The organism is Nonomuraea sp. NPDC050022 (assembly GCF_044460705.1).
Taxonomy (GTDB): Bacteria; Actinomycetota; Actinomycetes; order Streptosporangiales; family Streptosporangiaceae; genus Nonomuraea.
The window spans coordinates 726931-749532 of the sequence record NZ_JBITKE010000003.1; the positions used below are offsets into that span (position 1 = coordinate 726931).

The window sequence follows — 22602 nt, forward strand, 5'->3', positions numbered from 1 at the left end:
TTACGAGCCGGCTTCGCGGCCCGCGCGGAGCAGGCCGTACGTCACCGCCTGCTCCAGCGCCTGCCAGGAGGCGTCGATGATGTTCTCGGCGACGCCGACGGTGGACCACTCGGCCGTGTCGTCGCTGGAGGTGATGAGCACGCGCGTGATGGCGTCCGTGCCGTGGGTGCCTTCGAGTATGCGGACCTTGTAGTCGATGAGCTCCAGCCGGGCCAGCTCGGGGTAGAGCTTCTCCAGCGCCAGGCGTACCGCCCGGTCGAGCGCGTTGACCGGGCCGTTGCCCTCGCCGGTGGCGACGATGCGCTCGCCCTTGGCGTGCACCTTGACCGTGGCCTCGCTGACCAGCTCGCCGCCCTTGGTGCGCTCGACGATCACCCGCCACGACTCGACCTCGAAGTGACGCTTGCGCTGTCCGTGGACGGTGTCGCGCAGCAGCAGCTCGAAGGAGGCGTCGGCGGCCTCGAACGTGAAGCCCCTGGACTCCAGGTCCTTGACCTGTCCGACCAGCGTCTTGGTGGCCTCGGGGGTGAGTTCGTAGCCCAGCTCGCGGCCCTTGAGCTCGACCGAGGCGCGGCCGGCCATGTCGGAGACCAGCATGCGCATGTCGTTGCCGACCTGGGCGGGGTCGATGTGCTGGTAGAGGTTCGGGTCGACCTTGATGGCGCTGGCGTGCAGCCCGGCCTTGTGCGCGAACGCCGACATGCCGACGTAGGGCGCGTGGGAGTTGGGCGTGACGTTGGTGACCTCGGTGATCGCGTGGGCGATGCGCGTCATGTCGGCGAGCGATTCCTGCGGCACCAGGTCGAAGCCCCGCTTGAGCTGGAGGTTCGCGACCACGGTGAACAGGTTGGCGTTGCCGGACCGCTCGCCGTAGCCGTTGGCGCAGCCCTGCACGTGCGTGGCGCCGGCCTTGACGGCGGCGAGGGTGTTGGCGACCGCGCAGCCGGTGTCGTCGTGGCAGTGGATGCCGACACGGGCACTGGTCTGGACGGCGGCGTGGACGATGTCGGCCAGCTCGTCGGGGAGCATGCCGCCGTTGGTGTCACACAGGGCGATGACGTCGGCGCCCGCCTCGGCCGCCGTGCGCAGGACCTCGAGCGCGTAGGCTGGGTTGGACTTGTAGCCGTCGAAGAAGTGCTCGGCGTCGAGGAAGACTCGCTGTCCCCCCGCACGAAGGTGGGAGACCGTGTCGCGGATCATCGCGAGGTTCTCCTGGAGAGTCGTGCGGAGGGCCAGCTCCACGTGCCGGTCGTGGCTCTTGGCGACAAGGGTCACGACCGGCGCGCCGGATTCGCGCAAGGCGGCCACCAACGGGTCGTCGGCTGCCTTCACACCTGCTCGGCGGGTCGCACCGAACGCGGCGAGCTGCGCGTGCTTCAGGTCGAGCTCTGTTTGAGCGCGCCTGAAGAACTCTGTGTCCTTGGGGTTGGCGCCGGGCCAGCCCCCTTCGATGAAGCCGACACCCAGGCCGTCCAGCTGCCGCGCGACGGCGAGTTTGTCGGCGACGGTGAGGGTGAGACCCTCCTGCTGGGCGCCATCACGCAGCGTCGTGTCATAGACGTGAAAGCGGTCGTCGGCCATGGTGTCGTCTCCCTGGAAAACAAAAAGACCCCTCACGGACGTGAGAGGTCTGCGCGCTGGCGGTGTCCCTTTGTCAGCCAGCGCGCCTGCTGATAATGAGCAGACCGTAGAACATGGTGCTTGCGAGTCTGCCACATCTATCCACTGGTCGGCACATCGATCTCAACCTTTGGGACACGTCAGACCGTGACGCCTGACCCGCCGGTGATGGCCCGCTCCAGGGTGACCGGGTCGAACGCCTCGTTGCCCAGCACCTCGCCGTCGAGGAGCAGCGTCGGTGTCCCGTCGATCCCCGCCTTCGCGCTCTCCTGCAAGTGCGCGTCGGCGTACGACTGCGAGATCACGCACTGGTCGACGTCCGCGCCGACCTTCCTGGCCGCCTTGGCCAGCTCCTGGACGTCGAAGCCCGAGGCCAGTCCGTGCGGCGAGGGCTGCATGGCGTACAGCTCCTCCCTGAACGCCAGCCAGCTCTCCTCGGGCACGCAGCGGGCAGCGGCGGCGGCGCGGACGGAGTTGGCGCGCATGGGCTCGTCCTCGAAGACCGTCACCGGATGGAAGACGACCTTGACCTTGCCCTCCTCGGCCAGCCGCTCGATCGTCGCGTTGACCCTGGTGTGCAGCTCCTTGCAGACCGGACAGTCGAAGTCCTCGTAGAGGTCGAGCACAGGGGCGTCGCCGCCCCTGTCCGCGAGCACCATGGAACCGTCGGGTTGCCGGGTGAGTCGCACTCCCTGTGCCGCCGACGTGCCGGGCTCGGAGAACGCCACGACAGTCAGCAGCACGACGAGCGCCACGCCCACGGCCACGACAGCCGTCACCCTTTTGTTCATTTTGCCCGCCCTTAGCTCATTGATCGCCGAGACCTTACCCGAAGAGCAAGAGCGGGCGTCTGTCAGCCTCCAGCCGAGCCGTTGCCGTTGCTGTGTCCGTTGCCGTTGCCGTTTCCGTTGTGGTGGCCGTTGCCGTTGGTGCTGCCGTTGCCGTACGCGCGCATGAACGTCCGGACCCCGGCGGCGATGGAGGCGTCGAGCTCGTCGTCTCGCATGGACGCGTCACCGATGGTCCAGCCGACCTGGGCGTCATACGTGATCAACGCCAGGAAATCGCGCGCCGCCTGATCGGGGTCGGCCAGGGAGAGCTTCCCGGCCAGCGCCAGCCTGGCGAACCTGGCGGCCAGGGACCCCGCGAGCTGGCCCTGACCACGCTGCCGCCACTGCCTGGCGATGTCGGGACGCCGGGATCCCTCCGCCTGGACGAGTGTGCGCAAGGCGCGCGCCCGCTCGTCCATGAGACATTCACGCATGAGAGCACCGGCGAACGCCGTCAGCTCCGCCATGAGGTTCGCCGGTCGATCGGGAAAAGTCTCAATCATGGCGAATTGCTGGGCATTGACCCGATCGAAGTTCTCGTCGATCAGGGACTCGAACAAGCGCTGCTTGTCGCCCAGATGGTTGTAGATGGTCTGTTTGGATACCGCCGCTTCAGCGGCGATGGTTTCGATGCTCGCACCCGAGTAACCGTCGCGCACGAACACCCTCATTGCAGCGGTCATGATCGCTTCTCGTTTGGCGATACGCCCGCGCGGAGCAGCCTTCCCGGTCGCCCCTAGGCCCCTCGCCGAGGTCGCCGTTTCACCCACCCCGTAAGAGTACCCGTTTGACATATCGGACGTTTTATGTCTTTAGATATAGGGGATTATGACTTTCCACATTGTGCCCGGCTAGTGGCCGGAGCTGCTCCCATGCCCATTAAGAATAGAAATCATGAAAGCAGAATTTCTCGACCCCGCCGTGGCCCAGTACATCCTCGACCGTTCCACCCCGCCCGACCACCTGCTGGAGGAGCTCGCCGCCGAGACGATCGCGGCGACGGGCGACAGCGCGGGCATGCAGATCACGCCCGATCAGGGCACGTTCCTCACGATGATCACCCAGCTCACCCGGCCGGAGGTGGCGGTCGAGGTGGGGACGTTCACCGGCTACTCGTCGCTGTGCATCGCCAGGGGCCTGTCCGGCGGCACGCTGCACTGCTTCGACGTCAGCGACGAGTGGACGTCCATCGCCCGCCGCTACTGGGAGAAGGCCGGCGTGACCGGCCGCGTCACCCTGACCCTGGGCCCGGCGCGGGAGACGCTCGCCGCCTTCCAGCAGCCCATCGACCTGGCCTTTCTCGACGCCGACAAGCCCAATTACCCGGCGTACTACGAGCTGCTGATCGACCGGCTGCGGCCGGGCGGCCTGCTCATGGTGGACAACACGCTGTGGAGCGGCCGGGTGGCCGACCCGGCCGTCACGGATGAGCGGACCGCGCAGATGCGTGAGTTCAACGACCTCGTGCGGGAGGATCCCCGGGTCACCGTGGTCGTCCTGCCGATCGCCGACGGGCTCACCATGGTGCGCCGCCACTAGACCGCCGTCAGACACGCTTCAGCCGCCTGCCGCCCGCGGCTCGCAGACCAGCCGCCTACAGCTCGCGGACGGGCGTCACCCGCTCATGGTGGACGACTGCGTCGAACCAGCCGCCGAACGAGCCTCCGGACAGGTGGTAGGCGGCGTCGTCCGCCCGATCGTAGCGGGGCCCGATGAGCCGCGTCCTGGCCGGCGCGTCGAGCCAGGCCCTTACGACGGCCGGGCCCTCGACGCGTAGGTCCAGCAGGAAGTCGTCGAGATCGGCGGCGCTCAGGGCCGTCTCGGCGAAGTCCGGCGGCGGCGCGGGCACCTCGAACGGCAACGTGCCGTGTCCGAAGGTCAGCCCGATCGACAGGTAGCCGGTCCCGAAGCGCTCGCGCAGCCGTCCGCCCACGTTGCCGGTGCTCATGCTGGTGTGCGCGAGACCGCCCCAGTAGACGATCTTGTCTCCGGTGCGCTCGTGCCACCAGATCGTGTCCTCGGCCATCCGCCGCTCGATGGCCTTCATCCCGACGGCCGGCTCGGCCTGAGGCCGCATCCCGGCGAACCGTACCGGATCATCAGGATGGTCCTCGTTGTAGGCCCGCATCCAGTGGACCAGGTCGAGGATCTCCCCGGTTCGCCAGAAGGCCCGCGCACCGGTCAGCGACGCGTGCGGGTCGCCTTTCCCCGTACGGACGTAATCGTCGAGCCCGACGCGGGCCGGGTCGTCCCCCTCCAACGCGAGCGAGCGGAACCCCAGCTCCTCGACCAGGAACCGCACCATCCGGTGCGCGGAGACCGACAGTTCATGGGCCTGCCGGGTCGAGGCGCCGAGGGCGACGACCGTGGCATCGCGCACGATGTCCCGCAATGGCCGTAGATCGGGGAGCGGGTCCCGTGAATCGAGCGGGTGGGCGTGACGGTTGATCCAGGCCGCAGTCGTATCGGCAACATCGGCCATATCGGTCATGAGAGCTCCTCTGTAGTGGCGTTCGAAGACAGGCTCGTACTTAAACCAATGTTTAGGTCAAGCTAGGCTCGGGGCATGCCCGAAGCGATCGCCAAGGAACTGACCATCGGTGAGCTGTCCGAGCGCAGCGGCGTACCCGCGTCCGCGCTGCGCTTCTACGAACGGCAGGGGCTCATCGACAGCCGCCGGACCACCGGCAACCAGCGTCGCTATCACCGCACCACGCTGCGGCGGGTGGCGTTCATCCGCGCGTCCCAGAGCGTCGGCATACCGCTTTCGGTGATCGGGAGCGTGCTGGCGTTCCTGCCGGAGGGCGTCCCGCCGACGCGAGAGTTCTGGGTCAGGGCGTCGGAGTGCTGGAGCGAGGAGATCAACGCCCGGATCGAGCGGATGGAACGGATGCGGGACCGGTTCACGGAGTGCATCGGGTGCGGGTGCCTGTCGTTCGAGCAGTGCGTACTGGTCAATCCGGGCGACACGCTCGCCCAGCAGGGCCCGGGCCCGCGCCGCCTGCTGGAGCCTTGAGCAGGGGCGGCTAGCCGTACCTGCTGTTCGCGCACCCAGATGGGCCAGCAGTTCACACGTCGAGCTCTTGCGGGCGGGATGGCGTTCTGAAGAGCGGCTCCGACCAGGCGAGCTTCTCGTGATCGGGCTTTGAGGGTTCGACATGGATGCTGTGGAAGGCCCAAGTCATGGGCTCACCTTGAGACTATCTTGTCTACCTCGTCTAGGACGTTGCCCATATGGTCTCCGTAGGCAACGTACCTAACGTCGCCCTTGTGGAAGTGGACAGGTTCGATCCGACGCCGATCTATCAGCAGGTGGCGGCGATCATCCGAAAGCAGATCAAGGCTGGTGCGCTGGGGCCACGGGATCGGATTCCATCCGAGTCGGAGATGGTGCGAGATCACGGCGTCGCGCGCGACACGGCCCGCCAGGCCGTGGCTCTGTTGCGGGACGAGGGATGGGTGATGACCTTGCCTCAGCGGGGAAGCTTCGTCGCCGATCGTGAGAGTTGGCCGGCAGAGGGCTGACCGCAGTCAGCCCTCTGTCATCGAATCTGCGTAACGGCCCACGTGGCGGGTTCCCGTTACTGGTTCTCGCCGCCGGTTCGAGCCAGTGACTCGGCGGCGTGGCGCCAGATCTCCGCGGCCAGGTCGAAGTTGGCGCGCTCCTGCGCCTGCTCGGCCAGCGCTCGAAGGCCGCGCATGCCTTCGTCCTGCTTGCCGTCCAGCAGCAGGAGCTGGTTGCGCAGTACGTCCAAGCGGATCTGCTCCTGGTAGGCCAGGTGGTCGTGCGCGTCGGCGAGGTGGTCGAGCAGGGCGCGGGCCTCGTCGGTCTGCCCGATGTGGAAGGCCAGCCGGGCGCGTAGCGCGAGTAGTTCCTGCTCGACCGTGGGCGTGCCGGCGAACGGCAGGCACGCCTCGACCTCCTCGATACGGCGCCGCGCGGGTTCGGTCTCTGGCGGGGTGAAGTTGAGGTGCAGGCGGGCGGCGACGATTCGCAGCCGTACCCACATGGCCGGGTCGAGGCGGCCTTGGAGTTGCTCCACTGCGTCGTTGACCAGCTTCAGCGCGACCTGGGGTTCGCCCTGTCGGAGCCGGACGCCGGCCACGGTCCACGCCGCCTCCGCCAGGAGCCTGCCGGCGGGCAAACCCGCGACCAGGGTGAGCAGTTCGTCGGCGTGCTGCCGGGCCTCGGCCATCCGGCCCGCCTCGGCCAGCGAGGACACCAATGCCAGAAGGGTGTCGGCCACGATGTGTGGTGGCAGGCCCTCGTCGGCCGCCAGGCGGTAGGCGCCGATCGCGGCCTCGACCGCGGCCGGCACCTGGCCCGCCCCGCGTTGTGCGCGCGCCAGCCGCGCCCCGGCTCGGGCGCGCAGCTCGGGCAGGTCGAGCTCGTCGGCGAGTGCCACCAGCTCGTCCAGGCAGGTGCGCTCCTCGGTGGGCTCATTGTTGAGGCGTCGCCATTCGGCGACTTGCCAGAGCGCTTGCCAGCGCAGCAGGGGGTCCTCGCCGCCCGCCGTACGCAGGGCTCGGGCCAGCAGCTCGCCCGCCTCGTCCGCGTCCAGGCCGACGGTGGTGGCCAGGCTGCGCGCCAGCGACCAGTCCGGCGGTTCGGCCAGGTCTTGGGGAGCGACGCCGAGCTGGCGGGCCAGGTGGGTCACGGCCTCCTCGGTGGGGGGCCGGGCCCCGGACTCCAGGCGGGAGAGGTATCCGGTGGACATGCCCTCGCCCGCGAGCTCGGCCTGGGTCAGGCCGCGTTCGGTCCTCAGCTGTTTGAGCCGTCGGCCGAAGGCTGGCTGCGTCAACATCTGCCTGTCGTCTCCTTGCCAGGTCGGAGCGCCGGACCGACCGGCCCTCTGCCGCAGTTCATGGTAGCCACCTGACACATGTCTGGCAAACGCTTGCCAACGCTTCTGGCAGAGCTGGGCAGGCGAGCAAGCGACCTTCTGGCAAGCATCTTGGAAATCTATTGCCAAGCATCTGGCAACGCTGTTACGGTTTTTGACATGACGAACTCACGGCGACTCGCCAACCGCAACGTCCTGATCTCCGGCGCCAGCGTGGCCGGCCCCGCTCTGGCCTACTGGCTGCGCCGCTACGGATTCACCCCCACCGTGATCGAACTGGCGCCCGAGGTGCGCGAGGGCGGCTACAAGGTCGACCTGCGCGGCGTGGCCATGCAGGTCGTCGAGCGGATGGGCATGCTGGAGGCCGTACGACGGGCAAGTACCGCCATCCGCGGCGGCTCATGGGTTGCCAAGAGTGGCAAGCCACTGGCCAACCTGGGCCCGGACCTCATCGGCATGCGCGCTCCGGGCGACGACGAGGTGATGCGTGGCGACCTCGCCCGGCTCCTCTACGACGCGACACGTGACAGCTGCGAATACCTCTTCGGCGACACCATCACCTCGCTCCACGAAGGCCCCGACGGCGTCGACGTCACCTTCCGCCATGCCGCCCCCCGCCGCTTCGACCTGGTCATCGGCGCCGACGGCCTGCACTCGACCGTGCGCCGCCTGGCCTTCGGTCCTGAGGAGCGCTACGTACACCCCCTCGGGATGCACGCGGCCGTCTTCACCGTCCCCAACCACCTCGGACTCGACCACTGGGAACTGCTCTATCCGACGCCCGGCAAGGTGGTGAACGTCTACGCCACCCGGCCCGACACCGCGAAGGCGCAGTTCGTCTTCCCGAGCCCCGCCGTCCTGCCCGGCCGCTCCGACAGGGCCGCCCAGCAGCGCGTACTGACCGAGGCGTTCGCCGGCGTCGGATGGGAGAGCGACGCGCTGCTACGAGCGATGCCGCACTCGCCGGACTTCTACTTCACGCCGGTCAGCCAGGTTCGCATGGACGACTGGTCCACCGACCGGGTCGCCCTGGTCGGCGACGCCGCCTACAGCCCGTCCCCGCTGTCCGGGCAGGGCACCAGCCTCGCGCTGGTGGGCGCGTACGTGCTGGCCGGCGAACTGAGCGCGGCGGCGGGCGAGCATCGTGCGGCTTATGCCGGTTATCGGGAAGCCATGCGCGAGTACGTGGATGTGAACGTGACGCTCGGCGCGAGCAACGCCGCGCAGATGGTCGCGGGCAGCCCGATGCAGATCAGGATGCAGACCACGATGATGCGGCTGGTCAACCGCCTGCCGTGGAAGGATCTGGCGATGCGGCCGATCATGAAGCCGCTGAACGAGGCCGCCAACGCGCTCACGCTCGCGGCGTACTGAGGGTCTGGTCGGGTGCCTGCGCGAGCGAGAGGCTGTTGCCGTCCGGATCGAGGACGTCCACGTGGCGCACGCCGTTGCCGTAGGTCTCCACGGGCTCGTGCGTGACGCCGTGCGCGGCAAGCCGGGCCAGGATGTCGTCGAGGTCGGTCACACCGAACGTGATCATGGTGCCGCCCACCCGTGCGGCCCGCATGTGCCGGTCGTCGATGACGACCCACGCGTTCTCACCGACCTGCCAGAGGAGCTCCTCGCCGATGATCTCGTCCGCCGGCCGCCCGAAGAACACCTCGAACCACTTCTGCGATGTCGCCAGGTCACGTACGCACACAACGCTGTACAAGTCCACCGAAGCCGCCCCTTCCCATCGTCGTTTCAGTCGTTGTTTCGAGGGTGAGACCACTCCCCCGCCCGAAACTCATCGGCGGCTCCTGTCTCTGCAGCGAGCCTCCTTGACGGCCGCTCTGGTGCCGTCAGCCGATAATGCTGAAATGATCGATAAGCAGATGCCGGAGCCGCGCCCCATTCTGCGCCGCCCCGAAGACGGCGAACTGATCGACGTGGCCGGAGTGGCGCACTTCTTCCGGCTGACGGGTGAGCACACGGGCGGCCGATTCGCGTTCGAGGAGTTCACCCTGTCCGGAGGCGTGATGGGGGCCCGCCCGCACGTACATCAAGAGCACGACGAGTATTTCTACGTCCTGCGGGGCGACCTGACCCTGCACCACGGCGATGGGGAGGTGACGGTCGGCCCCGGACACCTGCTCGCCGCGCCGCGCGGCACCCCGCACGGCTTCCGCAACGCCGGCACCGAGCCGGTCCAGGCATTGTGCCTTTACACGCCGGCCGGGTACGAGGGCTACTTCCGCGAGGTGCACGCGGCCGTGGCGGGTGGCGCGGAGGTGACCGACGAGCTCTTGGCGGAGTTCCGGGCCCGCCACCATACGATTTCGTTCTAGCCGCGGCTGGGTACGTACTGCCGTGACGATCGACCAAACCCGCGCGAGACGTTGAGTGCTCGGCGCGGGGCACGGCGGGTGATCGCAGTCCGAAAGCGCTACCTGTCCCAGAGGGCGCTGAGAGGCAATGCCGTCAGCCGGTCTCCGAAGGAGAGCGACCTCACTCCTGTGTAGAAGACGAACCCGTGTACGAAATCTTCGCCGAGACTCTCGCGTAGAGCGACAAGACCCTTGAAATCATCCTGATTCACAGAGTCGGTGGCCTTGGCCTCCACACCGACAACCCGTCGATTGTTTCGTTCGAGTACAAGGTCCACCTCAGCGCCCTGGCTGACCCTCCAGTGATGGAGTCCGACGCGAAACGGCGCCCACGTGGCCTGCTTCGCGATCTCGTTGACGATGAACGATTCAACAAGGGGGCCTCGCGCGGGCGAGACCCTGGCAGCCAGGCCGTCCGCGTCGACACCGATCAGATGAGCGGCGAGGCCGGTATCGGTGACGTGGAGCTTGGGACGACGAACCGACCGGGCCACAAGATTCCGCGACCACGCCGGCACCTGACGAATCAGGAAGACGGTCTCCAGCAAGCCGAGGTAACGGGTGACCGTACTCCGATGGAGCTGGAGATCGTTGCCGATCTTGACCAAATTGGGCTCTTGCCCCGTATTCGCCGCGGCGAGGTTGAGCAGTTGCCGGAGACTGCTCGGCTCATCGACCCTCGCCATCTCCCTGATGTCCGTGTCGATGACCGCCTGAATGTAGGTCCGGTACCACCTGTCTCGGGTGAACTCCGATCTCATCGCGACCGCCTCCGGATAGAAACCTTGGCAGATCAGTTCGAAGTAGTCCCTGCGGCTGTAGTCGCTGAGTGACGAAGAGCGCAACGCTCCAGGATCGTTGAAGGCCGTCACAAGAAAGGACTCGCCCGTTCCAGCAAGCTCCTCCTGGGCGAAGGGCCAGACCTCAAGGATCCCCGCGCGGCCGGCAAGCGATTCGCTCAACGACGGCGTGGACAGAAACCTTGTGGAACCCGCCAGCACGAACTGCCCCCGCTCAGCCTTCCGATCAACCTCCGCCTTGATCGCCAGGATCAGGTCGTCTCCGCCCCGCTGAATCTCGTCGATCATCATCGGACGCGACCCATCCGCGATGAAGACAGCCGGATCGGCCTGCGCGGCCGATCTCAACGGACCGTCATCCAGAGTGAGGTACGTTCCCCCTCCTCCCTTGTTGAGTTGGTGGAGCAGGGTGGTCTTGCCTGACTGCCTTGGTCCATTGACGATCACGATTCTGGAGGCGTCGAGGAACTCCTCGGCATGGCCGGTCACCCGACGTGAGATCAACTCGGACATGGCAGCTCCTCCCTGCGACGATAGACACCAGCGTAAGGCCCAACCGACATTTGACGGTGCAAAAAACCGACAGACTGCAGGTGGCCAACCGACATTTGACAGGGAGAAAAACCGACAGACCACGGGCCACGACCGGCGTCTGAGAGCCTGCTGACAAAGGGGTTTGGTCGCTGAGAGGCTCCACGTACCAGCGCGGCGGAGTTGCGCCTTGAGATTAACGCCGAGGAAACACCACCCTCGTTAGAACTTGTGGCTCGACAGCCGAGTATTCGGACCTGGAAGAGGGAGACTTCATGATTCTGCGTCGAGCGACGCTCACTGGCGCAGCTTCGCTGGCGTGCGCGGCGCTGGTCTTGAGTGCGGCCCCGCGCGCCACCGCCTCGACGGCTGCCGTCCCCGTCAAGGTCGGGGACGTGCAGAAGGCGATGGAAAGCCTGGTGAAGACGGGACACGTGGTGGGCGCCATTGGGGAGGTGTACGTGGACGGCAAGCGGGTCGGGAAGGGATCGGCCGGGTCCCGCCTGCTCGACGGCAAGGGCGGCGCGATCCCGGCGAGCGCCCGCTACTGGATCGGCTCGCAGACCAAGACCATGACCGCCGTCGCGGTCCTGCAACTGGTCAAGGAAGGCAAGCTGAGCCTGGACGGCAAGCTCAGCGAGGTTCTGCCGGAAGTGGTGAAAAAGGACCTGGTGGAGCGGGCCGAGGAGATCACGGTACGCGATCTGATCCAGCTGACCTCGGGTATCCCCGACTACATCGGCCCGGACACCTCCGACCCCACGCGTGACTATCGCCCGATCGACCTGCTGGCGGCCTCCCGCAAGAGGTCCCGGCCCGTGGAGACCGGGACCTTCAACTACTCCAACACCAACTACATCCTGCTCGGCATGATCATCGAGAAACTGTCTGGAAGGTCGCTGGCGGCCGAACTCGACCGCCGGCTCTTCGCCCCGCTCGGCATGCGCGACACCTACCTGCCCACGAAGGCGGGCGAAGGCGTCAAGGGCCCGCACGGGCACGGCTACGCCCCGGACGAATCGGGCACGATGCGCGATGTCGACAAGACGATGAACGCCACCAGCATGCTCGGCGCCGGCGGTGTGATCTCCACCGCGCGCGAGATGAGCGCCTTCCAGCGCGCCTTCCGTCAGGGCAAGCTGTTGCCGGCGTCCCTGAGCAAGGTGATCACCGACCCGCCTCCCGGTCAGCCGGCGCCGCCTGCGGGTGGCCCGTGCTCCGGCGCCCCCGAGTTCGCCGCCGGGGGCGGAGGCAGCGCTCCCGGCTTCACCGCCGCGACGATCACCTCCTCCGACGGCCGCCTGCAGTTCGCCGTGTCGCTGACTCTGGCCATGGACGACGCCGAGCGCGGCACCGTGCCGCCGCGCATCACCAACGCCCTCAAATCGCTGTTCTGCCCTGCGAAGTGAGCACTCCAGCCGCACATGGCGAGCGTGAGCGGCGTGATCGCCAAGTGCGGCTGGAGGTTCGCGAACCTGTGCACGGTGCCCGGCACATGCCGGGGCCATGACTCTGTGACGCCGGATGACCAAGTGGCGTCTTCGCGCGAGTCAGCGAACGAAGCCACTCCGAGATCCGTGGTGATCTGCGAAACGATTGGCTCAGCCAGCGAGGACATGGCGGCGCCGGTTGAGTGAAACGCAGCTGACGGCCGCCCCGATGACCGCACGCTTGTACGCCACTCAGCCGCGCGGCCCTCGGGCCGATATCACCGACGGTCTCTCGCCGACGACACGACGGATCATCACGTGACCCGCCCGCGCACATTGTTGACCCTTGTTCGTCCATTCGAAGGAGTTGTCGTCGTTGAAGTACACGTCCCTTGCCGCCGTAAGCACGGCAGCCCTGATGCTGGCCACTGCCTTGCCCGCAACCGCCGGCGCCACCGCGATCGGCGACGTCCAGCAGGCCATGGAGAACCTGGCCAAGACGCCCGGCGTCGTGGGCGCGATCGGCGGCGCCTACGTAGACGGCAAGGCCGTCGGCCGCGGCAGCGCGGGGTCGCGGCTGCTCAACGGCAGGGGCAGCACGATCCCGGCGGACTCCCGCTTCCGCATCGGCTCGCAATCCAAGACAATGGTGGCAACCGTGCTCCTCCAACTCGTCGAGGAGGGCAGTCTCAGCCTGGACGACAAACTCGCCGACCTACTGCCCGAGGTGGCCGCCGACGGGCTGGTGGAACGAGCCGACGAGATCACCGTCCAGCAACTGGTCCAGCACACCTCCGGCATCCCCGACTGGTTCCACCAGAGCGGCTCGACCGAACCGGCGTTCGACGTCTTCGACTTCACCACCTACTACCGGCCCATCGACATCGTGAAGATGGTGCGCGGCCGGCCGCGCACCGGTGAGCCGGGCGAGAAGTTCACCTACTCCAACACCAACTACACCCTCATCGGCATGCTCATCGAGAAGGCGACCGGGCACACCCTGGCCCGCGAACTCGACCGGCGTCTCTTCCGCCCGCTCGGCATGACCAAGACCTACCAGACAACCCAGCCCCCGAAGGGCATCAAGGGCCCGCACGGGCACGGCTACTACCCCGACTCCACCGGCACCCTGCGCGATGTGCACCGCTTCAACGCCAGCTGGGGCAACGGCGCCGGCGGCGTCGTCTCGACCACGCATGACCTCGGCACCTTCCGGCGGGCCTTCAACCAGGGCAAGCTGCTGCCGCCGTTGCTGCAGGAGGTCGTCACCGGTGGCAGCGCACAGCAGGGCACAGGCATGTGCGGAGGCAAGCTGAAAGGCCAGATGCTCGGCGGCTCGGCGCCCGGTATCTCCACACTGACCTTCGCCTCGACCGACGGCCGGCAGCAGTTCGCCATCTCCGTCACGCGGAGCACCGCCGACGATAACGCCATCGCCCCCGCGATGATCAAAACCGTCGAAGCCGTCCTCTGCCCGGCGGCTTGAAGTCCTACCCTACGGTTTGCAGCCCTACTCGGCACGTCCGGTCTGGTGAGCGTCGCGCAGCACCGACGCCAACTCGTCGGCCAGGTCTGGGAAGCCGCCCGCAGCGCCCGCATCCCGCTTGCACGCCCACACTCTGGCCAAGGCCGGGCAACGCCGGTCGGCAATCGCCGAAACCGAGCGCGCCCGCGCCCTGATAGCGGCAGGCCAGGACGCGGACGTGCCGTTCTGGGCGCTGGCCTGGGGCCCGCCGCAAGGTTCGGTGTTCTCCCGCACCGCCAAGGTGTTCGAGGCTCTCGGCGACCGCGCCAACGCCGCCGAACAGTACGCTCGAGCTGCGGCCTGCCGACCCACTGCCACCTACGCCCGCATCATCGCCCTCGACCTGGTCGCCGAGGGTGAACTGCACCTCTCCCAGGGCGGCATCGAGCAGGCCTGCGCCACCTGGACTCACGCGATGGACCACATGGACGGCGTGGCCTCCGCCCGCACTCGCAAGGCCGTCACCCGCATGCGGAGAGACCTGTCCCGCTTCTGGGCCCGCGGCCTGCGCTGCGCCATCCAGCTCGACGAACGCGCCATCGCTCTCCTGCGCGTTTGACCTGCACACGCGCCTGCCGCCCCCGCGCCGGCCCGATTTGTTGGTCCAGCCATCGTTGGCGTCCAGGGCACATCAAGGTGCCGACGAGAGCAGTGGGTAGCGGACGGGCAGAGGCGGTGGCCAGTCTGGTGGAACGCCCGGAGCGTACGGAGGGCCTTCGCCTTGTCACTCAGTCACCGTTGAGGACGCGGGTCATCCGCTCCAGGGCCCCCGTGCGAAGGGCCTCCTCGGCATGACCGATCACCCGGCGTGAGGCCAACTCGGGCATGGCAGGTCCTCCCTGCGACGATCGGCACCAGTGTGAAGCCCAACCGACATTCGTACGGTGCAGAAACCGACAGGCTGCAGGCGGCCAACCGACATTGGACAGGGCGAAAAGCCAGCAGACCACGGACCGGCGTCTGAGACGACGGATGTGACGCCCGGCAGAGCGCCTGAGGGCCTGGTCGAGGTTACAAACGGCTGACGTACGCGATCGACGCGAGGGCCAGGTTCTGTGGATCACCCGTGCCGGAATTCGACGGTAAGGATCATGGTTGGCGGCTTTGCTCAGAACTGCAGTTCTGACCAGTCGATCACCATGGGGATCGGGTTGCTGACGCTGGGAGCGCCACCCGATTCGTCCTTCATGAACGTGCCGATGTGCTTGTAAAGCATGGCTGCCCGATCCAGCCGATAGCGTTCGATGATCGACACACCAGAGCGGTCAAGCCGGACTATCCAGTAGTGCGGAATGCCGGCCTTGGCGTACTCCCCGAGCTTGTCGGTCGTGTCCTGGGTCTCGGACCCAGGAGAAACGATCTCCACGACGAGCAGCGCGTGCTCGGCGCGGAGCCGTTCGCCCCGCTCGCGGTCCAGGCACCGATAGAGGGCGACATCGGGGCGTCGGTTGAGCAGTGGCAGATCTCTGAGACGCAGATCCACATCGTTGTTCACGGTGACGCACTCGTGGCCCTTGCCCATCGCCTCGCGAGCATGACGTTCGAGCATGTTGGCCAGCCGCCGACCGGCGGTCTGATGATCTGGCGTTGGTGCCGCGCAGTAGACCACGTAACCGTCGACGATCTCGATGGCTTTGGCGATCTCTTCCGGAAGCGCCTCATACTCCTCGGCGGTGACCAACGCGGGCTGAGGACGGATGTTGAGAAGCCAACTGTCATCCGGTAGAGCTGTCATTCGGCATCTCCTCGTCACTGTCCGCCGAGCCAAGCCTACGGTCTATCCCTCATTTGGTGGGGACCACACGGGAGCGCACCTGGGCAGGGGCAACCGGCCTTGCTGCGAAGGAGGAGCCAGCAGCCACAGATCGCATGTTGAGCACCCAACTGCCATCCGGCGGGGCCGCATCCGGCATCTCCTCGTCACTGTCAGCCCACCGCTCGGCAGCCCATCCTTAGCATGGATTCATGGCCACGATAGGCGAACGTATTCGCAGCGTCCGGAAGCGCCGGGGCTTGACTCAGCAGGACCTGGCCGACCTCGCGGGCGTATCCGCTTCGCTTATCCGCAAGCTGGAACAGGACGCGCGAAAAGACGTGCGTCTGGAGACGCTGCGCAAGGTCGCAGTGGCCCTCAAGGTGCCGACGACGTCGCTCATGGGCCAGCTGGACGCTGAGCCGGCGCACGAAGAAACACTCGATCTGTGGGCGCCGGTACGGCGGGCACTCTGCGGACTCGACGGTCAGCCCACAGAGGCGCCCGACGCGAGAGGGTCTGGGCGACGCCTTGGAAGCGTCGATGCCGTTGTGGAAACAGGATCGCTACACACAGATCGCCGCCATGCTGCCCCCGATGCTCAGGGACGCAGACGCGCTGATAGAGATGGACCTGTTGCAGCGTCACATGCGAGGCAGGCTGCTGCACCTCGTCGGCTGGCTGATGACCCAGACGCGCCAGTTCGACGAGGCCGAGTTTGCGCTGTCCCGGGCCATGGACGACATGAACGACTCCCTGGACGCGGCGGCGACGATCAGCACACATTGCTGGCTTCTCCTGCGTCAGGGCCGCCTGGACGAAGCTCGCAAGATGGCGACGCGCTGGGCCGATGACGTGGAACCTCGTATCTCCTGCGCGACACCGCACCAGCTTTCCGCCTGGGGCTGGCTGCTGCTGCGGGCCTCTGCCGCTGCCATCCGCGACAACCGGCCCGGGGAGGCGGACGACACGATCCGCCTCGCGCGCACCGCGGCGGTGACCATGGGCCAGGATCTGACGCCGAGCGATGACTTCCTTCGCACCTTCGGGCCGGTGACCGTGGCGATGAAGCGGGTGGAGAACGCCATGATCGAGGACCGCCCGGACAAGGTCCTCCAGCTCTCCCAGACGATCCCGGTCACGGACCTGCGGCCAACCTCGAACAACCGGAACCGGCATCTCCTCGACGAGGCCGAGGCGCACCGCCGCATGCATCGGCAGAGTGAGGCCTTTGAGATCTTGCAGGGTGTTCGGCACGATGCCCCGGAGTGGATGACGAACCAGAGCTATGCCAGAGACATCCTGAAGGGAATCATCGGCAGACGGCGCTCTCTCACCGATGAAATGTGTGATCTCGCGGACTTTGTGCGACTTGAATACTGAGTTATGGCACCGCTCGTGTCACTTCCGCTGCAGGCCATCAGGAAGTGACACGAAATCGCACTTCCGAGCCTATTTGGCCTGCTCATAGCGTTGCAGTATGCATCCGGCCTCCATGGGTTCCCGTCCCATCAACGCACACGGGAAATCGCCGGTCACGCCGTCGCGCGCCGCCACGCGATTGAGCGATGAATTGGCGTCGCTCCGTCACCCGACGAACGCTAGGAGGGCCAGGGGCGATACGTCCAATACGCGCTGGACGATGAGTTGATATCTGTAGACGTATGGCCGCCCCGAACTTCCCCTGCCATGGCTGCATGCCTTCGTCGTGGTGGCCGACGAACTCCACTTCGGCACCCAGACAGTAATACGCATCACATCGACGGTCTCGGAATGCAACGCCTCTGGCTGCCTGCGTCGCGTAAGTTGACCGTCCGAACCGCTCGGCGGGCACGCCTGGCGCGAGTCTGGGCTCGGCACGTCCACCGACATTGACGCCCTGTCGGTGTACTCCTTGGTGTGCGGAGGTGGTACGGATAAATGCGAACCCACCTCGATACCCCAGGTGGTGACCAGTGACCCCTGCGGACACCCAGACCCGGTTGGAGCACGCCCTGACCCGCCTGCTGGCCGGCCAACCAACCTCCAGCGACAGAGCCTTGACTATCTCCAGCGTGTGCGGCGAAGCCGGCGTCGGCCGCGACTCCTACTACCGATCCCCACAGCAGTTCAAAGAACACCGTCGTTGCAGCGTTCGCCCGCCGCGAGGCACAGCAACCCGAGTCGGTGACGTTGCGGGAGGAGAACGCCGCACGCAAGCGCCAGAAGAAGCAGATCGTCCAGGAGAACGCACGTCTTCGTGGCGGCTGACCACCCAGGCCCAATGGACCACCGGGACCGACAACATCGGTAAATTCAGGCTCGACCCGTCCCCTCACGGGCGAAGTTCGGTTCCGCCGCTTCCAGTCGCGGTACCGAGATACCCAACCGCCGTGCTTCGGCCAGGGTGTCCCGGCAGACCTCACGCGGCTCCTCGGCGTCGGGGTCGGAGTGCGCCGCGAAACTCACGCGCAGGGGCGCCATATGAGCAGTCAGCCAGGCGAGCGCGGGGGCCGTCAGCCAGGTGGGCGCCCGGAACAGCAGCACACCGCCCCGGTGACGTCGCAGGTCAAGGCCGCGCGCCTGGAGGAGCGGCAGCAGCTCGCGGCCGGCCAGCAGCCCCTCGCGCAGGTCACCCGTTGCCCCGGCCAGCTTGGACAGGGAACCCAGCCGCAGCCCCTGCGAGAACAGGCCGGCATCCGACACGAAATGGACCCACAGCCAGCCGCGGAAGTCGGGCCGCTCCTTGAGCCGGAGCCCGGCCCCGCGAAACGCCTGGCGCACGGCCTGCTCCCGGTCGGTCGGGGGCTGGCCGAGGGTGCCGAAGACGACCGACGGCAGCAGCATCCCACGGAGCACGCCGTCCGCGCCGAAACCGCCACCGGCCTGGGGAAAGCCCCAGGCGATCCGGTCGACAGGGAGTGCACCGACCGCGGCCAGCGGCTCGGTCCAGATGTTGCCGAAGACCAGCACCGTGGCCTGGCCGACACGTGGGGTCAGGAAGGCTGCCGCCTCCGCGAGGCGGTGGTGCGACACGCTGAGCACGATCAGGTCGAAGTCGTGGTCCGGCTCCAGCGCCTCGCGGTAGCGCACCGGCCACTTCTCGACGACGCGCTGCCCCCACACCCGGCGCCGCGTATCGAACAGGTCGAGGTCCACTGCGTCTCCGTACGTCGCCGCGCGGCCCGGCCGGACGTAGAACTCGACGTCATGTCCCGCCTGTTGCAGGGCCCAGCCATAGATGGTGGCGATCACGCCTCGGCCGAACATCAGGATCTTCACGCTGCACCTCGTGGGGTACGATCGATTTGGAGGTCATCTCCACTTTCCAAAATATGGAGGTCATCTCCATTTTGTCAACAGGGGGCAGCGCATGACCGCCGACAAGCCGCTGCGGGCCGACGCCCAGCGCAAGCGGGAGGCCCTGCTCGCCACGGCCCGGGAGGTCTTCGACGCCGGAGGCTTCTTCGACCTGCGCTTCGATGACTTCGCTCGGCTGGCCGGGGTGGGCACCGGAACGCTGTACCGCCACTTCCCCACCCGGGAGGCCCTGGCCGAGGCGGTCTATCACGGCGAGGTCGCCGCGCTGTGCGACCGCGCCCGCCAGCTACAGACCACGCTGCCCGCGGCGGAGGCGTTGGCGACCTTCCTACGCGGCATGGTCGACCACATAGCTGCCCACGAGGGCCTGGCCCGGACGCTGGCCACGCTATGGGCCGATCGCTCGGGTGCCCTCGCCGAGGGCAGCCGGGCGCTGGAGCAGGCTGTCACCGACCTGGTAGCCGCCGCCGTGCGGGACCGCGCCGTTCGCGACGACGTGGACGCCGGTGCCGTGATGATGGCGCTGCACGGCATCGGCGCCGCCCATGACCGCCCCAACTGGCGGGCCGAGGCCGACGATCTCATCACCCTCGTACTGGACGGACTACGCCGCCCGCAATGACAAGATGCGACACCAGGTCGCATGCCTCGAGCTCTGAGGGCGCCTCGGTTATGTCGACTTCATCACAACCGAGACCGCCTCAATGTGACCACCATGCCTGCGACATCACCGTTGTTCCCGCGTCTCGCTCCCGACACGCAGCGAAGTCGCTGCACCGCACGTCGCTACTGCCTTCTCTAACAGCCTCTTAGCTGCACAAACGCGAGGATCAAGCCTCCAGCGAGCGGAACGACCCCCAGAGAGGTCTTCTGATGCGGCGAGGCACGGTAGGGCCGGCTTCACCGCGCCATGGGCCTCCGGCCAGGCATCTCGCGCATTTCAACCGGCCAACCCGGCGAAGCGCTGGGAAGGCTGTCCGAGCGGAGCGAGGTCCTCCAGGGGGCGGGCGGTAGCCCGCCTGGGAGAACGTCCGGAGCGTAGCGGAGGCCCTTGCAGTGCGCGTAAGCGCCAAAGGAAGAGCGCCGAACTTCCAGAGCGCGAAGCGCCGATTGTGCGCCCTTTGTGGAGGGGCGGGCGTCAAACGGCCAACCACCCAAACGGGTAACGGGTGGGAGGGCGAAAGACGCCCGGTGAAGGCGTGTTAGCTGATCTTGTGGACCCAGCTGTGGGTGTCGGGGCGGGAGCCGTACTGGATGCCCACCAGTTCCTCGCGGATGCGCATCGTCACTTCCCCAGGGGTGCCGTCGCCCACGGTCCACGCGCGGTCCGTGCCCTTGACCGAGCCCACCGGGGTCACCACTGCCGCCGTCCCGCAGGCGAACACCTCCGTGAGTTCGCCCGACTCGCAGCCCGCCTGCCACTCCTCCGTCGAGATAAGGCGTTCTGACGCCTCCAGGCCCAGGTCGGCGGCGAGGGACAGGATGGAGTCGCGGGTGATGCCGGGCAGCAGGGTGCCGGTCAGCGCGGGGGTGACCAGTTTGTCGCCGAAGACGAAGAACAGGTTCATCCCGCCCATCTCCTCCACGTACCGGTGCTCGTGCGCGTCCAGCCACACCACCTGGTCGCAGCCCTGCTCGACGGCCTGCCGCTGGGCGACGAAGGCGGCGGCGTAGTTGCCGCCGCACTTGGCGAAGCCGGTGCCGCCGGGGGCGGCGCGGGTGTACTCGGTGGAGAGCCAGACGGAGACGGGCTTGACGCCGCCGGTGAAGTAGGAGGCCGCCGGGGAGGCGATGACCATGTACCGGTAGGTGCGGGACGGGTAGTTGACGCCGAGGCCGACCTGGGTCGCGATGATGAACGGGCGTAGGTAGAGGCTGTGGCCCTCGGTCGTGGGGACCCAGTCCTTGTCGGTCTGGACGAGGAGTTCGAGCGACTCGACGAACACCTCTTCCGGAAGCGACGGCATCGCCATGCGCTCGGCCGAGGCGTTGAAGCGGGCCGCGTTGGCATACGGGCGGAAGGTCGCGATCGAGCCGTTGGCCTGGCGGTACGCCTTGAGCCCCTCGAACAACTCCTGCGCGTAGTGGAACACCGAGGTGGCCGGGTCGAGCGACAGCGGCCCGTACGGCTCAAGCCGGGCGTCGTGCCAGCCCTCGCCCTCGGTGTAGTCGATCGAGATCATGTGGTCGGTGAAGGTCTGCCCGAACCCGGGGTTCGCCAGTACCTGCTCCCGCTCGGCCGCAGTGCGAGCGTGGTCGGATAGCTGCACGTCGAAGCTGAGCTTCTGAGCGATGGTCATGACGGAGGTCCTTCTCTCTACGGTCCTGGACAAACTCTACGGTTCTGGACGGTCTCTGCGGTTCGTGACAGTCACTGCTGTGAGCAGGTCTGCACTTCCTAGTGTCTCGCCATTTGGGATCGTAAGTGGCCAATGGGGTGCTTTGGCCGTTTAGACGCGAAAAAGCGCCTGGCGGTCCTTATGTGGACCGCCAGGCGCTTGGGGAGCTGGGCGGCCCTAGCTCGATACTCGCGCGGTGATGTCGTCACCGATCTCGTTTGTGGAGCGGCCCGCCCAGCCGGCCAGGCGCTCGACGATGTCGTCGGCGACGGCCTGCTCGACCCTGGCCGCCTCGGCGGTCAGGCCGAGGTGCTCCAGGAGCATGGCGACCGACAGGATCGTGGCGGTCGGGTCGGCCTTGCCCTGCCCGGCGATGTCGGGGGCGCTGCCGTGCACCGGCTCGAACATGCTGGGCGCGGTGCGCTCCGGGTTGATGTTGCCGCTGGCCGCCAGGCCGATGCCGCCCGCGATCGCCGCGCCGAGGTCGGTGATGATGTCGCCGAAGAGGTTGTCGGTGACGATCACGTCGAACCGCTCGGGCTGGCTCACGAAGAACATCGAGGCCGCGTCGATGTGGCAGTAGTCGGTGGTGACCTCGGGGTATTCCTCGCCCACGCGGTTGACCGTGCGCTGCCAGAGGTCGCCGGCGTAGGTCAGGACGTTGGTCTTGTGGACGAGCGTCAGCTTCTTGCGCGGGCGGGACTTGGCCTTCTCGAACGCGTAGCGGACGACCCGCTCCACGCCGTAGGCGGTGTTGAGCGACTCCTGGGTGGCGATCTCGTGAGGTGTGCCACGGCGCATGACGCCACCGGTGCCCGCGTAGAGGCCCTCGGTGCCCTCGCGGACGACGACCATGTCGATGTTCTCGGTGGGGGTGTCGGCCAGCCGGGTCTCGACGCCGGGGAACAGCTTGACCGGGCGCAGGTTGACGTAGTGGTCGAAGACGAAGCGGAGGCGGAGCAGCAGGTCGCGCTCCAGGATGCCGGGCGGCACGCTGGGATCGCCCACGGCGCCGAGCAGAATCGCGTCATAGCCGCGCAGCTCTTCGAGCACGGCGTCGGGCAGCGTCTCACCGGTACGGTGATAGCGGGCGGCACCCAGGTCGTAGTAGGTGGCCTCGATCTTGGTCCCGACTGCCTCCAGGACCTTCAGCCCCTCGGCGACGACCTCGGCGCCGATGCCGTCTCCGGGGATGACGGCCAGGCGAATATTCCGCGACTCCATGTGCGTACCTTACCCGCTTGTCTCGACTGACGAGCAC

At 67.3% G+C, this 22602-nt stretch carries 21 protein-coding genes and 1 pseudogene; 11 read left to right on the plus strand and 11 right to left on the minus strand.

Annotated elements, in window-relative coordinates; genetic code table 11:
• From cimA to ACIBO2_RS14835, 3 genes are all read right to left on the minus strand, one after another.
• Positions 1 to 1581, minus strand: a complete 1581-nt coding sequence (gene cimA / locus ACIBO2_RS14825; RefSeq protein ID WP_397297350.1) for a citramalate synthase — start codon at positions 1579 to 1581, stop codon at positions 1 to 3.
• A 179-nt stretch (positions 1582 to 1760) separates the two neighbouring features.
• The gene (locus tag ACIBO2_RS14830) at positions 1761 to 2411 is read right to left on the minus strand and encodes a thioredoxin domain-containing protein (protein ID WP_358539516.1); all 651 of its coding nucleotides are present in this window, start codon (positions 2409 to 2411) and stop codon (positions 1761 to 1763) included.
• Positions 2412 to 2473: 62 nt separating this feature from the next.
• Positions 2474 to 3220 (minus strand): TetR/AcrR family transcriptional regulator, encoded by a 747-nt coding sequence (locus ACIBO2_RS14835; RefSeq protein ID WP_397297353.1) that lies wholly within the window; start codon positions 3218 to 3220, stop codon positions 2474 to 2476.
• A gap of 124 nt (positions 3221 to 3344) precedes the next feature.
• On the opposite strand from ACIBO2_RS14835, the gene ACIBO2_RS14840 reads away from it, so the two are divergent.
• Positions 3345 to 3989, plus strand: a complete 645-nt coding sequence (locus ACIBO2_RS14840; protein WP_397297355.1) for an O-methyltransferase — start codon at positions 3345 to 3347, stop codon at positions 3987 to 3989.
• Positions 3990 to 4044: 55 nt separating this feature from the next.
• On the opposite strand, the gene ACIBO2_RS14845 is transcribed toward ACIBO2_RS14840, so the two are convergent.
• Positions 4045 to 4941 carry an erythromycin esterase family protein gene (locus ACIBO2_RS14845; protein ID WP_397297357.1) on the minus strand — a complete coding sequence of 299 codons (897 nt, stop codon included), beginning with the start codon at positions 4939 to 4941 and terminating at the stop codon, positions 4045 to 4047.
• Between the two features lie 75 nt (positions 4942 to 5016).
• On the opposite strand from ACIBO2_RS14845, the gene soxR reads away from it, so the two are divergent.
• Positions 5017 to 5466, plus strand: coding sequence for a redox-sensitive transcriptional activator SoxR (gene soxR, locus ACIBO2_RS14850; protein ID WP_357950325.1), 450 nt, complete (start codon positions 5017 to 5019; stop codon positions 5464 to 5466).
• 254 nt (positions 5467 to 5720) lie between these two features.
• Positions 5721 to 5975 (plus strand): winged helix-turn-helix domain-containing protein, encoded by a 255-nt coding sequence (locus ACIBO2_RS14855; protein WP_358539505.1) that lies wholly within the window; start codon positions 5721 to 5723, stop codon positions 5973 to 5975.
• Between the two features lie 56 nt (positions 5976 to 6031).
• Here ACIBO2_RS14855 and ACIBO2_RS14860 read toward each other — a convergent pair whose 3' ends face one another.
• Complete coding sequence (locus tag ACIBO2_RS14860; RefSeq protein WP_397297360.1) at positions 6032 to 7255, minus strand: helix-turn-helix domain-containing protein; 1224 nt, start codon at positions 7253 to 7255, stop codon at positions 6032 to 6034.
• A 198-nt stretch (positions 7256 to 7453) separates the two neighbouring features.
• Between ACIBO2_RS14860 and ACIBO2_RS14865 the strand changes: the two genes are divergently transcribed.
• The gene (locus ACIBO2_RS14865; protein WP_358539500.1) at positions 7454 to 8668 is read left to right on the plus strand and encodes an FAD-dependent monooxygenase; all 1215 of its coding nucleotides are present in this window, start codon (positions 7454 to 7456) and stop codon (positions 8666 to 8668) included.
• Here ACIBO2_RS14865 and ACIBO2_RS14870 read toward each other — a convergent pair.
• Complete coding sequence (locus ACIBO2_RS14870) at positions 8649 to 9014, minus strand: VOC family protein (RefSeq protein WP_358539498.1); 366 nt, start codon at positions 9012 to 9014, stop codon at positions 8649 to 8651. The two genes, ACIBO2_RS14865 and ACIBO2_RS14870, sit on opposite strands and share 20 nt — an antisense overlap.
• Positions 9015 to 9156: 142 nt before the next feature.
• Between ACIBO2_RS14870 and ACIBO2_RS14875 the strand changes: the two genes are divergently transcribed.
• Positions 9157 to 9624 carry a cupin domain-containing protein gene (locus ACIBO2_RS14875; RefSeq protein WP_358539495.1) on the plus strand — a complete coding sequence of 156 codons (468 nt, stop codon included), beginning with the start codon at positions 9157 to 9159 and terminating at the stop codon, positions 9622 to 9624.
• A 98-nt stretch (positions 9625 to 9722) separates the two neighbouring features.
• Here ACIBO2_RS14875 and ACIBO2_RS14880 read toward each other — a convergent pair whose 3' ends face one another.
• A complete protein-coding gene (locus ACIBO2_RS14880; protein WP_397297363.1) occupies positions 9723 to 10976 on the minus strand; it encodes an ATP-binding protein in 1254 nt (417 codons plus the stop codon).
• Between the two features lie 293 nt (positions 10977 to 11269).
• Here ACIBO2_RS14880 and ACIBO2_RS14885 point away from each other — a divergent pair, with 293 nt between their 5' ends.
• The 3 genes from ACIBO2_RS14885 to ACIBO2_RS14895 all read left to right on the plus strand — a co-directional run bounded on the left by ACIBO2_RS14885 (position 11270) and on the right by ACIBO2_RS14895 (position 14508).
• Positions 11270 to 12403 (plus strand): serine hydrolase domain-containing protein, encoded by a 1134-nt coding sequence (locus tag ACIBO2_RS14885; RefSeq protein WP_358539489.1) that lies wholly within the window; start codon positions 11270 to 11272, stop codon positions 12401 to 12403.
• Positions 12404 to 12800: 397 nt separating this feature from the next.
• Positions 12801 to 13910, plus strand: coding sequence for a serine hydrolase domain-containing protein (locus ACIBO2_RS14890; RefSeq protein WP_358539486.1), 1110 nt, complete (start codon positions 12801 to 12803; stop codon positions 13908 to 13910).
• Positions 13911 to 14028: 118 nt separating this feature from the next.
• Positions 14029 to 14508, plus strand: coding sequence for a hypothetical protein (locus ACIBO2_RS14895; protein WP_358539483.1), 480 nt, complete (start codon positions 14029 to 14031; stop codon positions 14506 to 14508).
• 549 nt (positions 14509 to 15057) lie between these two features.
• Here ACIBO2_RS14895 and ACIBO2_RS14900 read toward each other — a convergent pair.
• Entirely contained in the window at positions 15058 to 15684 is a 627-nt protein-coding gene (locus ACIBO2_RS14900) for a Uma2 family endonuclease (RefSeq protein ID WP_358178445.1), read from the minus strand.
• A 230-nt stretch (positions 15685 to 15914) separates the two neighbouring features.
• Between ACIBO2_RS14900 and ACIBO2_RS14905 the strand changes: the two are divergent.
• Together ACIBO2_RS14905 and ACIBO2_RS14910 are read left to right on the plus strand one after the other, a co-directional pair.
• Positions 15915 to 16046: pseudogene (locus tag ACIBO2_RS14905) on the plus strand (helix-turn-helix domain-containing protein); the annotation flags it as partial.
• A gap of 187 nt (positions 16047 to 16233) precedes the next feature.
• Positions 16234 to 17085, plus strand: coding sequence for a transcriptional regulator (locus tag ACIBO2_RS14910; protein WP_397297674.1), 852 nt, complete (start codon positions 16234 to 16236; stop codon positions 17083 to 17085).
• 912 nt (positions 17086 to 17997) lie between these two features.
• Here ACIBO2_RS14910 and ACIBO2_RS14915 read toward each other — a convergent pair.
• Entirely contained in the window at positions 17998 to 18963 is a 966-nt protein-coding gene (locus tag ACIBO2_RS14915) for a ketopantoate reductase family protein (RefSeq protein WP_397297366.1), read from the minus strand.
• A gap of 91 nt (positions 18964 to 19054) precedes the next feature.
• On the opposite strand from ACIBO2_RS14915, the gene ACIBO2_RS14920 reads away from it, so the two are divergent.
• Positions 19055 to 19624, plus strand: coding sequence for a TetR/AcrR family transcriptional regulator (locus ACIBO2_RS14920; RefSeq protein WP_358539476.1), 570 nt, complete (start codon positions 19055 to 19057; stop codon positions 19622 to 19624).
• 580 nt (positions 19625 to 20204) lie between these two features.
• Here the strand turns inward: ACIBO2_RS14920 and ACIBO2_RS14925 are convergent.
• Together ACIBO2_RS14925 and ACIBO2_RS14930 are read right to left on the minus strand one after the other, a co-directional pair.
• On the minus strand, positions 20205 to 21302 hold the full coding sequence (locus tag ACIBO2_RS14925; RefSeq protein WP_358539473.1) for a branched-chain amino acid aminotransferase: 1098 nt from the start codon (positions 21300 to 21302) through the stop codon (positions 20205 to 20207).
• A gap of 216 nt (positions 21303 to 21518) precedes the next feature.
• Positions 21519 to 22565: a 3-isopropylmalate dehydrogenase gene (locus ACIBO2_RS14930; protein WP_397297369.1), complete on the minus strand. Its 1047-nt coding sequence runs from the start codon at positions 22563 to 22565 to the stop codon at positions 21519 to 21521.
• Positions 22566 to 22602: the final 37 nt, after the last annotated feature.

Bases quoted from the DNA above. Each gene is read 5' to 3' on its own strand.
- cimA (WP_397297350.1), bottom strand. From the start codon at position 1,581: ATGGCCGACGACCGCTTTCACGTCTATGACACGACGCTGCGTGATGGC.
- ACIBO2_RS14830 (WP_358539516.1), bottom strand. From the start codon at position 2,411: ATGAACAAAAGGGTGACGGCTGTCGTGGCCGTGGGCGTGGCGCTCGTC.
- ACIBO2_RS14840 (WP_397297355.1), top strand. From the start codon at position 3,345: ATGAAAGCAGAATTTCTCGACCCCGCCGTGGCCCAGTACATCCTCGAC.
- ACIBO2_RS14845 (WP_397297357.1), bottom strand. From the start codon at position 4,941: ATGACCGATATGGCCGATGTTGCCGATACGACTGCGGCCTGGATCAAC.
- soxR (WP_357950325.1), top strand. From the start codon at position 5,017: ATGCCCGAAGCGATCGCCAAGGAACTGACCATCGGTGAGCTGTCCGAG.
- ACIBO2_RS14860 (WP_397297360.1), bottom strand. From the start codon at position 7,255: ATGTTGACGCAGCCAGCCTTCGGCCGACGGCTCAAACAGCTGAGGACC.
- ACIBO2_RS14865 (WP_358539500.1), top strand. From the start codon at position 7,454: ATGACGAACTCACGGCGACTCGCCAACCGCAACGTCCTGATCTCCGGC.
- ACIBO2_RS14875 (WP_358539495.1), top strand. From the start codon at position 9,157: ATGATCGATAAGCAGATGCCGGAGCCGCGCCCCATTCTGCGCCGCCCC.
- ACIBO2_RS14880 (WP_397297363.1), bottom strand. From the start codon at position 10,976: ATGTCCGAGTTGATCTCACGTCGGGTGACCGGCCATGCCGAGGAGTTC.
- ACIBO2_RS14885 (WP_358539489.1), top strand. From the start codon at position 11,270: ATGATTCTGCGTCGAGCGACGCTCACTGGCGCAGCTTCGCTGGCGTGC.
- ACIBO2_RS14900 (WP_358178445.1), bottom strand. From the start codon at position 15,684: ATGACAGCTCTACCGGATGACAGTTGGCTTCTCAACATCCGTCCTCAG.
- ACIBO2_RS14920 (WP_358539476.1), top strand. From the start codon at position 19,055: ATGACCGCCGACAAGCCGCTGCGGGCCGACGCCCAGCGCAAGCGGGAG.
- ACIBO2_RS14925 (WP_358539473.1), bottom strand. From the start codon at position 21,302: ATGACCATCGCTCAGAAGCTCAGCTTCGACGTGCAGCTATCCGACCAC.
- ACIBO2_RS14930 (WP_397297369.1), bottom strand. From the start codon at position 22,565: ATGGAGTCGCGGAATATTCGCCTGGCCGTCATCCCCGGAGACGGCATC.